The organism is Collinsella sp. HCP28S3_E12 (genome assembly GCF_052065595.1).
Classification (GTDB): Bacteria; Actinomycetota; Coriobacteriia; order Coriobacteriales; family Coriobacteriaceae; genus Collinsella.
Genome location: NZ_JBQHTS010000010.1, coordinates 43747 through 56651 on the forward strand (window position 1 = coordinate 43747; position 12905 = coordinate 56651).

The window sequence follows — 12905 nt, forward strand, 5'->3', positions numbered from 1 at the left end:
ATCCGGCCGTTAGGGGAGTTGCTATGTACGAGCCTTCACGTGTTCTTCTGTCGTTTCACATTGCGGGATTTCAGTATGCCGACGGCGCTTTGGTCCTGGGCGATCTTAAAGCGGGCGATAAACTGACGCTGTGCGCCGAGCGCGATAATCCCCATGATCCCGAGGCGGTTGCGATCTACTACGGCAACACCAAGCTTGGCTATGTTCCGGGAAACGAGGTCGGTCCGCTGTCCTTGATGATGTATTACGGCCATGAGGACGTATTTGAGGCCCGCGTGCAGCAGGTTGCCCCCGAGCGTAGCCCGTGGCACCAGGTGCGCGTTGGGCTCTATGTGGTGGATGCCCGCTAATCGGTAAGGGAGGCTGCCATGTTTGATGACGACGACCTGTTCGATTTGACGGACGATTCGTTTGAGTGGGATATGCTACTCGACGACGATGAGCTGGAGCAGGATCGTAAGATGCGACAGGACAAGAAAACTCAGGGTGATGCGTCGAAAAAGAAAGACAAGCGCCGTCGCGGACTGTTTGGCGGGCTCTTTGGGTAACTGCCGCATCGCTGCGTCTGTATACTTAGCACGAGTTGGACGCGTTGCGAAATGAGGACTGAGACGATGATGTGGTTTACCGCCGACCTGCACCTGGGCGATACGAATATCTTGCACGACATGGACCGACCGTTTGGCTCGGTTGAGGAGATGAACCGCAAGGTCATCGATGTCATCAATGAGTGCGTGGCTGCGGACGACCGCCTCTATATTCTGGGTGACTTTACCTATCGTCTGCCCCTAGCGGATGCCGTGCGCCTGCGCGAGCGCATCGAATGCCAGAAGGTGACGCTCATCCGTGGTAACCATGACGGCGACTGGGAAGATCCCGACGTGCCGCAGATTTGGGAAGACGTGCGTGATTACCTGGAGATTGCCCCCGGCTATGCCAAGGGTCATCGTCTGGTTATGAGCCACTACCCCATGCTCAGCTGGAATGGCAAGGCACGTGGCGCCATCATGCTGCACGGGCATATCCACAGCAGGGGAGACCGCACCAATACGCGCAACCGCGATCGCGAACGTCCTATCTTTCGCTACGATGTCGGCCTCGATGCCAACGAGTACAAGCCCGTAAGCCGTGACCAAATCCTAGGCTTCTTTGGATTGTAATTCTCGAACCGTCACACAAACCGCCACAAAGGGGACGGGCACCTTTGTGGCGGTTCTGGCGCCGTTGCCATTATGGCGGCGGCGCCTTTTTTGTCCGCGCAGCGCGGTAGAGTGTAGGCGGTTGAAATTTGCGTCCAGCGAGGAGCTGCTATGAACGAGATCAAGTGCCCGCATTGTGGCGAAGTTTTTAAGGTCGACGCGTCCGGCTATGCGGATATCGTCAAGCAAGTGCGCGATGCCGAGTTTTCGCGCGACCTGGATGAGCGTGTGAAGGCGGTCCAGCGCGAGGGCGAGCAAGCGCTGGAGCTTGAGCGCTCGCGTTCGATGGCTGCCTTGCAAAAGGCAGAGTCCCAGCGCAACGCTCAGCTTACCGAGCAGAAGAACGCTGCGGCTCAACAGCTGGCACAAGAGGTTGCCAAGCGCGATGCTGAGCTCGCCGAGCTGCGTGCCAAGCTCGAGGGCGCTGCCGCAGAGCGCGAGAGTGCAAGCCAGCGCGCGGCGGTAGAGGCACGAGCCAACGCTCAAAAGGAGAATGCCGAACTCCAGCGCGAGATCGACAATTTGCGTGCGCAGCTGGAGCGCAAAGATGACGAAGCCAAGCTCGTCGAGTCGGCGGCACGCAATGCCGCTCAAAACGATTTAGCTGCACGTGATGCTCAGATTGCCGAGCTGCAGGCCAGGCTTGCCGCGGCGGACAAGGCCCAGGAGATGGCGCTTGCCGCTGCCGCGGCAGAGTCGCAGCGTGAGCTCGATGCCGCTCGCAGCGAGGCCGAGCGCGCGCTTGCTGACTATCGCGCGAAGGTACAAGAGAAGTTTTCCGCCGCAAAGGCTCAGTCTGAGCGCGAGGCCGAGGGCCTTCGTGCACAGCTTCGTGAGCAAGAACTTTCTGCAAAAATGGAGCTGTCGAAGGCGGTCGCCGCGGCGGAGCGAGAGCGCGATGAGGCGCGTGCCAAACTGACGAGCGAGCTGGCGGTGCGCGATTCTCGCGAGGAACAGGTCAAGGCGGCACACGAGCTCGAGCTTGCGCAGGCCAAGCGCGCGAGCGATGACCTGATTCGCTACAAGGATGAAGAGATCGAGCGCCTTAAGGACATGAAGGTCCGTCTGTCCACCAAGATGGTGGGCGAGTCGCTCGAGCAGCACTGCGAGACCGAGTTTAACCGTCTGCGCATGACGGCATTTCCCAACGCGTACTTCGAGAAGGATAACGATGCGTCCGAGGGTACCAAGGGCGACTTTATCTTCCGCGAGTGCGACGCGAGCGGCAACGAGGTCATTTCGATTATGTTCGAGATGAAAAACGAGAACGACGAGACCGCGACCAAGCATAAAAACGAGGACTTCTTTAAGAAACTCGATCACGATCGTCGCCAGAAAGGCTGTGAGTACGCGGTGCTCTGCACGCTGCTCGAGCCCGAGAGCGAGCTCTATAACGTAGGGATAGTCGACGTGAGCTATCGCTACGAGAAGATGTACGTGATTCGCCCGCAGTTTTTCATTCCCATGATCACGCTCCTTCGCAACGCCGCCATGGGCTCACTGCGCTATAAGCAGGAGCTAGCGGAGTACAAACAGCAGAATATCGACGTCACGAACTTCGAAGCCAAGATGGAGAAGTTCAAGAATGATTTCGGTCGCAACTACGAGATCGCGAGTCGCAAGTTCCAAACGGCAATCGATGAGATCGACAAGACGATTAGCCATCTGCAGAAAACCAAGGAGGCATTGCTGTCCTCCGAGAACAATCTGCGCCTAGCCAACAAGAAGGCCGACGATCTTACCATTCGCAAGCTCACGTGGGGCAACAAGACCATGAAGGCGGCGTTTGATGAGGCGCGCGGGGCTGCGCCAGAGACAAACGATGAGCCAGCCGAGGCGGATTCGTATGAGGTCGAGGATACCGAGTAAGGCATAGCGTATAGTGCAAAAACGGGGCCGCTGGCGATATTGCCAACGGCCCCGCTTCGTTTCGTTCCAGTATGTTCGACTAGTCCTCGAGCAGGTCTTCGATAAAGCCGACGCGGTAGTTTTTGAAGATGACTTCACCGCCGTCTTGCGTGGCGTCCAGATCGACATCGCCCATGATGCCAAAGTCGTGGTCGCCGTCCTCGTCGGCAAAGATCTGGTGCACGTGCCATACGTGCGCGGTCTTCTCGTCGGACTCATCGATGGAAAACATCGCGGCGCTGCGGGCATCTCCGTCGGTGAGGATTTCCTCGTGCTGCTCATGGTAGGCATCGAGGGCCTTTTGCCAGCGGATCTCGCTCATGCCCCAGTCGTCGTCGAGCTCGCCCAGGTCGCGAACGTGCTCACGGGCGGCAAGGGTCACGCGGCGGAAGAGCGCATTGCGCACCAGCAGCGTGCAGCCGCGGCGGTCCGCCACGACCTCGTCGATGCCCTGTGGCGGCGCGGCATCGAGGGCTGCCGGGTTGCCGGCGTTCTCCCACTCGTCCACCAGGCTCGAGTCCACCGAGCGCACCACAAAGCCCAGCCACGAGATAATGTCGCGCAGGCGCTCGTCGCGCTTCTCGATGGGTACGGTGCGGTCGAGCGAACGGTAGGCCTCTGCCAGGTAGCGAAGCAAAATGCCCTCGGAGCGGGCGATGCCGAGCTTTTGAATGTAACCCTTAAAATCGCTCGCGCTTTCCAGCATATCGCGCAGGACACTCTTGGGAGAGAGCTGGTAGTCGTTTGCCCAGGGCACTTCCTGGCAGTACTTGTCAAAAGCGGCGTCGAGCAAATCCTCGAGCGGCTTTTCGTACGTGACGTCTTGAATGCGCTCCAAGCGTTCCTCATACTCGATGCCGTCGGCCTTCATCTCGGCCATAGCGCGATCGCGTGCGGCGCGCTCCTGTGCACGCAATACCTGCTTGGGGTCCTCGAGCGTGGCCTCGACCATCGAAATGAGATCCATGGTATAGGTCTCACTTTCGGGGTCGAGCAGCTCCAGCGCGGCAAGCAAAAAAGGCGAGAGCGGCTGGTCGAGCGCAAAGTCCTCGGGCAGGTCGACCGTCAGCGCGTAGTCGATGTCCGGCGCGGCGTCAACCGGAGCGTCGGGTGCGGGCGGCATCTCGGTGCGCACGACGACGCCGGAGTCGATGAGCGTGGCGAAGATCTCGTCGGCGCGAACCTCAAGCTTGGCCTTCTCTTCGGGGGTCTGCAGGCTTGTCTCGATGAGGTCATGTACGCGGGCTCGGGCATTGCCGCCCTGCTCGACCACACTAATCACCATAGAGTGCGTGATGCGCAGGCGTGGCTTGAGTGTTTCGGGTTGCGTCTCGATCAGGCGCTCAAAAGTTTGCTTGTTCCAGGAGACAAAGCCCTCGGGGGGCTTTTTCTTTTTAATCTTACGGAGTTTTTTGGGGTCGTCGCCCGCCTTGGCCATAAGCTTGGCATTCTCGATCTCGTGCTCGGGTGCCTCGGCGATTACCATGCCCTCGGTATCGAAGCCCGAGCGACCGGCGCGACCGGCAATTTGATGGAACTCGCGGGCGCGCAGACGACGCATTTTGTAACCATCGAACTTGGTGAGCGCGGTGAGCACCACGGTGTGGATGGGTACGTTGATGCCGACGCCGAGTGTGTCGGTGCCGCAAATGACGGGCAGCAGGCCCTGCTGCGCCAATCGCTCGACCAGCAGGCGATAGCGCGGCAACATGCCAGCATGGTGCACGCCGACGCCGCATCCAAGCAGGCGCTTGAGAATCTTGCCAAAGGCCGTGGAGAAGCTCGTTCCCTTTGCCGCTTCTTTGATGGCCTCGCGCTGCTCCTTGCTGGCGATGCCAAAATTGGCGAGCGATTGTGCCGTCGCAAGGGCGGCATCCTGGCTAAAGTGCACGATATAGAGCGGGGCCTCGCCACGGCGCATGGCGAGCTCGACCGTGCCCTCGAGGGAGGTCGTCACATAGTCGTAGCTCAGCGGAACAGGACGCGGGGCATCGACAACCAAGTCGCAAGCAGCGCCGGTGTGCTCCTCGAGCGAGGCGGCGATGGCGGTGACATCGCCGAGCGTGGCGCTCATGAGCATAAACTGCGTGTGGGGCAGGGTGAGCAGCGGTACCTGCCAGGCCCAGCCGCGGTCGGGGTCGGCAAAGTAGTGGAACTCGTCCATGGCGACGCAGCCAACATCGGCATCTTCGCCCTCGCGCAGCGCATCGTTGGCAAGGATTTCGGCCGTGCAGCAGATGACGGGCGCCTTGGTATTGATATGCGTATCGCCGGTGATCATGCCGACGTTATCGCGGCCGAGTACCTGTACCAGGTCGAAGAACTTCTCGCTGACCAGGGCTTTGATGGGGGCCGTGTAATAGCAGCGCTTGCCCTGAGCCATGCCCATAAAGAGCATGCCCAGCGCGACGAGCGATTTACCCGATCCGGTCGGTGTGCCTAAAATGACGTGATCGCCGGCGGCCAGGTCCATGAGGGCCTCTTCTTGGTGATCCCACAGCTCAATGCCACGGTCGCTCGTCCATTCAAAGAAGCGTTCGAAGGCCTGATCGGGCGTGAGCCATGGTTCGGGCTCGCTGCCGTCCTCGGGCTCCCACCAGGTGGGAGAGAGCGCGCCGAGCGAGCCAAACTCGGCTTCGGTTCCCGTGCCGCCCGAGAACGAGCTGGCGGCGCCGGCACCGGAGACGGTGCTGGCGGCGGTATCTGTCGTGGTCTGTGCCATGTGTTTGCTTTCTCTCGCGATTGTCCGCCAACTATTATGGCGTAGCGTCGCATCGATGCGTTCGCAGGCAAGAAAATGCAGGAAATGGGCGTTCTGCCCAGCTGTTTGGTGCAGTTGCCAGCTAAGTGAGTAGACTTTTTGCAATATCGCGAGCACATGGCTTTTGCACAAAGGCTCTACCTGCGGTTTTAGTATTGGTTATGCGGGTTGTGCTTGGCTATTGCAAAAAAGTCTACTCACTTAGATTTGAGGGTCGTTTGCTGGCGCCTATTTGCGCTTGTTTGCCGAAGCCGCGACCATCAGGGGCCCCTGGGACTCCTGCGGTAAGCGCTTCTTGCCCTTGCGGGCGCGGTTTTTAAAGTTCTCGACGGCCTCTTCCATGCCGAGGGGCACGTAGGTGAGCTCATCGAGATTGTCGGGCAGGTAGCACGCAAGGCTTTGCTCCTGCGCGCGCCCCGCCGTGAGCTGTTCATCGCTGGGCAGCGCGTCGGGAGTGGCGCAAATGCCATAGACGGCGGCACCCATCTCGCGCGTGCGGCGCTCGTATTCGGTCTCGGGATGCTCGGGATGGTCGCGGCGAACGTCGTCACTTACCCATAGTGTGTCGTAGCCGGCCGCGGCAAACTGCCCCAGGGCGTAGTCGCGCAATGGCTTGCTGTCGGTGCGCAGCGTGACGGTGGCGCCGGCTGAAAAAAGCGGACGGTAGAGCATCAGATGGTCGACATGGACGAGTCGTTTTTTGGCGTACTTGGCCTTAGGCTGCGGCGTGGGAAAGTTGATGGTGATGGCATCGAGCTCGCCTGTGGCAAACAGCTGCGGCAACGATGCGGCGCCTCGGGGCAGGACGAGTGCGTTGGTCAGTTCCTGCTCGCAGATTTTCTATGCGGCATAGGCGATGCAGATGGGCTCCTGGTCCATGCCGATAAAGAGCGTGTTTGGCTCGTGGGCCGCGCGCTCTACAAGGTACGTTCCCTTGCCGCAGCCAAGATCCAGGTGAAGGTGTTCGAAAGACTTGCTGCCTGCGGGCGCACAGGCCTCGCGCCAATCTCCGGCATAGATTTCAGGGTTCGTCTCAATCGCATCGGCGTAGCGCTCCAGGCGCTCTTCGAGCACAAAGTTCTTAGGCGTGCGAACGTGGACGGCTCCCATGAGGCTCCTTGGTCATAAGTATGGAACGCATAGCTGCGCGTTCCGTTAATGGGTTGAAAAAAGGGTAGGCATAGCTTGCCCGAAAGACGCGGTGCGGCTCGACGGCGAGTCGTCGGCGCCTACAGGCGCTTGAGAATCACGTAGCGGTTGAGCTCGCCACTGCGACCGTCGGCATGGAAGCGCTCAAGCTCGCGTACGGGGACCTCGCCGCTCTTGTAGAACGTGCGAACGCCGCGCACCAGGTCGGTGATCTGCTGATCGTCAAAGTGATGGCAATAGCGGTAGGCGTGGCGGTCGTTTTGCCAGCCAATGAGGTGGTCGCCGGCTTCAAACTGCGCTGAATCGTAACCCTCAAACGGCGGGGTGAGCTCGGCGCGGGCCTCGGCGCGAACGGCCTTGCGCGCCATGCGCTCGTCGTTCATAAACTCCCAAAAGCTAATGGCGATGATGCCGCCCGGGCGCGTCTGCCGCACCAGGGCGTCGAGCACGCGTACGCGGTACTCGCACGACGGCACGTGGTGCATAAAGCCAAAACAGACCGAGATGTCGGCGAGCGGGGCGTCGAAAAGCGCGTCGGGCGCCTCGGCGGGGTTGAGCTTCATGAGGGCATCGAGCACGTCGAGTTCCTGGAAGTGCAGGTTGGGAATGCGCAGGGCGTGACCGTGCGCATCGATAGCCAGGTCTTGGCACGAGTCGACGCCATAGAACTCAAACGGGCAGCTGGCATCTGCCGAGGAGTTTGCGCCGTCGACGCCCTTGGCGGCAAGTGCGCCGCCGGCGGCAAAGTTCTCGAATCGCATATTGCCGCAGGCGAGATCGAAGACGCGGACGGGATGCTCGATTGTGGCGACGTCGAGCTGCCCGAGCGCTATATCCATGGTGCGCACCCAGCCGGGCCACGGGGCCTGACGCGTATCGGAAAAGGAGGCGGAGTGCTCGCGATAGAACGTGTTGTTGAGCTGGATGAGCGATGAGGCGAAATCGCGGTTCACGGCGCGGGACTCCCTCCGTTGGCGGTGCGGAATTAACAGTACGACCATACTACCGTTAACGCCGCAACGGGGACAACCGGGCTAGGTGCCATTGCTTTGTTTGGACACATTTCCGCAGCTCACATGCACCCGCAACCGCCGGTTGTCAAAAATCTCACTAGAATAGGTGGCATGCTTTTGGCGGTGGCGGATAGATTTTTAACTGTGCAAGGCGCCTTAAGAACAAAAACGGTCCGGCGGCACGGCTGGCATCACATAGGAGGAACCATGAATGTAGAAACTGCGCAGCGGCTCGCCGACCTTCGCCGCAGCAAAGGCTTTAGTCAAGAAGGGCTGGCACGAAAGCTGGGACTGTCGCGCCAAGCGGTCAGCAAATGGGAACGCGCGGAGAGCTCGCCCGATACCGAGAACCTGATCTCGCTCGCCAAGCTCTATGGCGTGAGCCTGGACGAGCTGCTCAATCCGAGCGATGAGATCGAGGACGATATCGAGTTTGAGAACGAGGACCGCGCCCGCCAGCGCGAGGCCGAGGCCGCGGAGCGCGCACGCACCCATGAGGCGGCGGCACGTGCCACCGAGGCGGCAACACAGGCGAGTGATGCTGCGGCCAAGGCGGCGCAAGCGGCAAGCTGGAGTGCGCAGGCCGCCAATGCTGCTACGGCGCAGGCGACGAGTGGCGGCGCAGTTGGCTCGACTCCGGTGAAGGGCCCGTTCCAGTCGTTCCCGTATTGGGCCGTGTGCTGGCTGCTGTTCTTTTTGCTGATGTTCCCGTTTGGCGCCGGCCCCTTTGCCGCGCTGATCTTCTTTACGATTCCCATCTATCACTGGGTGGCGCGTGCGCTCGATGGCGATTGGGCGCGCGGTGATATTCAGGTTGGTCCGGCGCCGGTGACGGCTAGGGCTCGGAATGTTTCCGCTGCGGTTGATGCTGACGTGGCTACCGCGACCACCGCTGAGCCGATTGCCAAAGAGGGTGATGAATGATGAAGCTTTCGCATGAATCCAAGGTACGCTTGGGCGTTGGCGTCGGAGCGTTTGTGCTCATCATTGGGCTTGTCTTTGGCATTTCGCGGCTATTGGCTCATTCCGATATGGTGCGTACGACCGGTATTCTATCTGGCCATTTGTCTGATTTTGACGATATGTTTGACGAGGACGATTCCTTGAATAGCGGTAACTATTCCGCTCGGCCTCAGCAACTTTCGAGTGTGACTTTTGATGCCGATGAGTTCCGCTACCTCGATTTCGATATCAATGCGGCTTCGGTGGACGTCAAGGTTGTTGATGGCAACAAGGCTCGCGTTATAGAGCGGGGGCGCGTTGCCGAGGGTATGGATGCCTCCAAGGCCGCGACGCAAAACATCGCATCCGTCGAGGACTCGACGCTCAAGGTTTCCCAGTTTGGAAGTGATGACGGTAAGGCAATCGATCGCTCAGTTACGGTTGAGCTGCCACGCCGTGTTGCCGAACATCTGAAGGGAGTCAACGCGCACGTGGGCTCGGGTGATCTGCAGATTGCCGGTGTCATCTGTGATGGTTTCGACCTTTTCCTGGGTGCGGGAGATGTAGAGTTTTCGGGCAGCGTGACTGATGCGCTCAGCGCTGAGGTCGGTTCGGGCGATGCGACGTTCGAGCTCTACCAGGCCCCCGCGAAGTCGATGGACGTGAGCGTGGCCTCGGGCGATGTGGAGATGACGGTTCCGAACTCGACGGGCTTTAAGGCGAGCGTCACCTTGGGCAGCGGCGACTTCGAGAGCGATTTCCTTCCGCTTGGCTACGACGGCGAGACCATTTTGAATCTTGAATTCGACAACGGGGATAAGTCTGCCACGTATCGTTTTGAGGTCGGTTCGGGCGACATGTCGTTTGATTCGGAGTGACATGCGGTTTTCGGAGATCGGTACATATAGGCGTGCTCTTTGATGGAGGCGCCGGGGCCGTGACGGGCTCCGGCGCCTTTGCCTTTACAATGGGGGCATGGAACAGATTATCTTGAACATACTTGAGGCCCTGCGTCGCGGCGAGACCGTAGACGACAAGGCGCTCGTCAAACTGATACATGCCGAGGCGCGCCGTGAGGGTGCCGACAAGCGCGATCTGGCCAAGCGCCGTCTGCTGCCGTTCTACCAGCGGGTTAAACGTGAGGATCCGGCTCGTTGGGCTGCGTGGAATGTCGATTCCGATCTGGAACGTCAACTGCTGCAGGTGCTACGCATGAAGCCGCGCCGCACGGCTTCGGGCGTAGCGACCATTACCGTCATCACCAAGCCGTGGCCGTGCTCGGGCGATTGCCTGTTTTGCCCCAACGACCTGCGTATGCCCAAAAGCTATTTGCATGCCGAGCCCGCGTGCGCCCGTGCGGAGCAAAATTGCTTCGATCCGTATTTGCAGGTGAGCGCTCGTCTGACCGCGCTTTCGCAGATGGGGCATGCGACCGATAAGATTGAGCTCATTGTGCTCGGTGGCACCTGGAGCGACTATCCGGAAGGCTATCAGACATGGTTTATGTCGGAGCTTTTCCGTGCGCTCAATGACGATGCCGTCGCCGGCGTGGCGGCCAACCCCATGTTGGCGCGTCCGGGCATCAGCCGTGCCGAGGCGGGGCGTCTGCTCGACGATGCACCCGCCGATGCGCTGCCGCCGGTGGTAGCGGAGCGCCGCGAGCGCTATCGGGCTGCCGGCATTGCGACAGACGAGGCCGAGCTCGCTGCCGGCGTTGCCGACGAGCAGGAGCGTGTGGATGCTGCCGTGGGCGGCTATAACCGTGCGGTGCGTCGTCTGTACGGCCCCGGTACGCCGTGGGGCGAGGTCACCGAGTGGCAGACGGCAACGATGGAGGAGCTCGAGCGTCAGCAGCGCATCAACGAGACGGCGAAGCATCGCGTGGTGGGACTCGTTATCGAGACGCGCCCCGATGCCGTAACGCCGCAGGCGCTTACGCTCATCCGCCGCCTGGGCTGCACCAAGATCCAGATGGGCATCCAGAGCCTCGACCAGTACCTGCTCGATATCAACGAGCGTCGCATTTCGGTGGGGCAAATCGAGCGGGCGTTTTCGCTTGCGCGCCTGTTTGGCTTTAAGATCCACGCGCATTTTATGCTCAACTTGCTGGGTGCCACACCCGAGGGGGACAAGCGCGACTACGAGCGCTTTATGACCGAGGGGGCCTTTATGCCCGACGAGGTCAAGGTCTACCCGTGCGCGCTCATCGAGGGTTCGCGTCTGGTGGGCTGTTACGAGCGCGGCGAGTGGCGCCCCTATACCGAGGAGGAGCTGCTCGACGTGCTAGCCGATGACATCGTGGTGACGCCGCCGTTCTGTCGCATCAGCCGCATGATCCGCGATTTTAGCTCCGACGACATTATGGTGGGCAACAAGAAGCCCAACCTGCGTCAGCTCGTCGAGAACCGCCTGGCTGCTCGGGGTGACGGTGCGACGGTGTGTGAGATTCGCTATCGCGAGATCAGCACGGCGGGTGCCGACTTGGATGAGCTGACCCTTGACGAGGATGTAGCGTACGAGACGCCGGTGACGCACGAGCGTTTTTTGCAGTGGGTGACGCCGCAGGGCAAGATTGCGGGCTTTTTGCGCCTGTCGCTGCCCGACCATTCGTTTGTCGCCGCGCATGTGGACGAGTTGCCGACGACGCCGGACGAGGCGATGATTCGCGAGGTGCACGTGTACGGCATGGCGGCACGCGTGGGCGACCAGGGTCAGGCGGCGCAGCATCATGGACTGGGGCGGTCGCTGGTGGAGCGTGCGTGCCATATTGCTCGGGACGCGGGCTATACGCACATCAACGTGATCAGCGCGATCGGTACGCGCGAGTACTATCGCCATTTGGGTTTTTACGACCATGGACTCTATCTGCAAAAGGAGCTCTAGATGAACAAGCCGAGTGTTTCTGCCGGCGTTGTTGCCGGCGTTGCTCTGGGAGCCGCGGCGCTGGGCGCGGCTGCCGTCGCTGTTCGCGCTGCCTGCCTGCAGGTTGCGCGAACCCGCAATGGGTTGACGCGCGTGAAACGCGTGCACGATGAGGGCGGCGATGAAGTCCGCGTATTGGTGCAAGGCGGTGTCTACCAAAGCGCGAGTTACGTCGGCGAGCGCTGGGCGGAGCCCGTCTTTGCGTATTATCGAGCGTTCGACGACGTGTTTGAGGCCGAGGATGCGATGCGTGACGTTTATGGTCACGGTATCAGCCGTATGCTTATGCTAGGTGGCGGCGGGTTTGCCTATCCCAAATTTGCGCTGATGTCGCACGAGGGCCTGCGCATGGACGTTATCGAGTATGACGGAGAGATTACGCGCCTGGCGCGCCGCTGGTTCTACCTAGACGAGCTAGAGCGCTCGGCGGGCGATCGCCTGCGGGTGATAACCGCTGAGGCTCGCTCGTATCTGGGTGTGACGAGTGTGGGCCATCGTCGCTACGACGTGGTCGTGAGCGATTGCTTTGGCGGTGCCGAGCCCGTACGCGAGCTGGCGACGGTTGAGGCGTTGCGTTTAGTGCGGGGCAGCCTGAACCCCGGGGGTATCTACGTTGACAATATCGTGAGCGCAAACGAGGGGAGCGATGTAACGTTCCTGCGCGACTGCGCTGCCACGGCACTCGAGGTATTCGCCCACGCCTGGGTGGTCCCCTGTGGCGATGCGGAGTTCGGTGGCGAGGAAAACTACCTGCTCATCGCCAGCGACGGGAACTATGCCTTTGCCGAAGCCGTGCCCTTTGACGCCGACTTCCTCGGCGCCGTCCTTCACGACTAGCGCGTCTTTCTGCGACCAGTCTTTCTGGGACGGGGCTTTTTAGCTGCTTTCGGATGCCGGCTCGCTCCACATCGGGAGCAGTCAATTTGGGACGGGGCTATTTTAGCTATCCCTGCCACTAATCGGCCAAACCTTTCGCTTTACCTGCAAGGGCAGCTAAAATAGCCCCGTCCC

At 60.6% G+C, this 12905-nt stretch carries 10 protein-coding genes and 1 pseudogene; 8 read left to right on the plus strand and 3 right to left on the minus strand.

Going from position 1 to position 12905, the window contains the following annotated elements; all coding sequences use genetic code 11:
- The first annotated feature begins 23 nt into the window (after positions 1-23).
- The 4 genes from ACTNBY_RS05445 (at position 24) to ACTNBY_RS05460 (ending at position 3068) form a co-directional block, all read left to right on the plus strand.
- Entirely contained in the window at positions 24-350 is a 327-nt protein-coding gene (locus tag ACTNBY_RS05445; RefSeq protein ID WP_117655201.1) for an HIRAN domain-containing protein, read from the plus strand.
- Between the two features lie 18 nt (positions 351-368).
- On the plus strand, positions 369-548 hold the full coding sequence (locus ACTNBY_RS05450; RefSeq protein WP_154517096.1) for a hypothetical protein: 180 nt from the start codon (positions 369-371) through the stop codon (positions 546-548).
- 66 nt (positions 549-614) lie between these two features.
- Positions 615-1160 (plus strand): metallophosphoesterase, encoded by a 546-nt coding sequence (locus tag ACTNBY_RS05455; protein WP_441063712.1) that lies wholly within the window; start codon positions 615-617, stop codon positions 1158-1160.
- A 150-nt stretch (positions 1161-1310) separates the two neighbouring features.
- On the plus strand, positions 1311-3068 hold the full coding sequence (locus tag ACTNBY_RS05460) for a DUF2130 domain-containing protein (RefSeq protein WP_441063714.1): 1758 nt from the start codon (positions 1311-1313) through the stop codon (positions 3066-3068).
- 79 nt (positions 3069-3147) lie between these two features.
- On the opposite strand, the gene ACTNBY_RS05465 is transcribed toward ACTNBY_RS05460, so the two are convergent.
- From ACTNBY_RS05465 to ACTNBY_RS05475, 3 genes and pseudogenes are all read right to left on the minus strand, one after another.
- Positions 3148-5829 carry a DEAD/DEAH box helicase gene (locus ACTNBY_RS05465; protein ID WP_441063716.1) on the minus strand — a complete coding sequence of 894 codons (2682 nt, stop codon included), beginning with the start codon at positions 5827-5829 and terminating at the stop codon, positions 3148-3150.
- 267 nt (positions 5830-6096) lie between these two features.
- Positions 6097-6978: pseudogene (trmB, locus tag ACTNBY_RS05470) on the minus strand (tRNA (guanine(46)-N(7))-methyltransferase TrmB).
- A 119-nt stretch (positions 6979-7097) separates the two neighbouring features.
- Complete coding sequence (locus tag ACTNBY_RS05475) at positions 7098-7970, minus strand: class I SAM-dependent methyltransferase (RefSeq protein ID WP_441044870.1); 873 nt, start codon at positions 7968-7970, stop codon at positions 7098-7100.
- Between the two features lie 267 nt (positions 7971-8237).
- Here ACTNBY_RS05475 and ACTNBY_RS05480 point away from each other — a divergent pair, with 267 nt between their 5' ends.
- The 4 genes from ACTNBY_RS05480 to ACTNBY_RS05495 all read left to right on the plus strand — a co-directional run bounded on the left by ACTNBY_RS05480 (position 8238) and on the right by ACTNBY_RS05495 (position 12731).
- Positions 8238-8954, plus strand: a complete 717-nt coding sequence (locus tag ACTNBY_RS05480) for a helix-turn-helix domain-containing protein (RefSeq protein ID WP_441063717.1) — start codon at positions 8238-8240, stop codon at positions 8952-8954.
- Positions 8954-9850 (plus strand): DUF4097 family beta strand repeat-containing protein, encoded by an 897-nt coding sequence (locus ACTNBY_RS05485; RefSeq protein ID WP_441063719.1) that lies wholly within the window; start codon positions 8954-8956, stop codon positions 9848-9850. Before ACTNBY_RS05480 ends, ACTNBY_RS05485 begins: the two co-directional genes overlap by 1 nt.
- Positions 9851-9947: 97 nt before the next feature.
- Positions 9948-11855 carry an elongator complex protein 3 gene (locus ACTNBY_RS05490; RefSeq protein WP_441063721.1) on the plus strand — a complete coding sequence of 636 codons (1908 nt, stop codon included), beginning with the start codon at positions 9948-9950 and terminating at the stop codon, positions 11853-11855.
- Positions 11856-12731, plus strand: coding sequence for a spermidine synthase (locus ACTNBY_RS05495; RefSeq protein WP_441063723.1), 876 nt, complete (start codon positions 11856-11858; stop codon positions 12729-12731). It abuts the gene before it with no gap.
- The last annotated feature ends 174 nt before the right edge of the window (positions 12732-12905 follow it).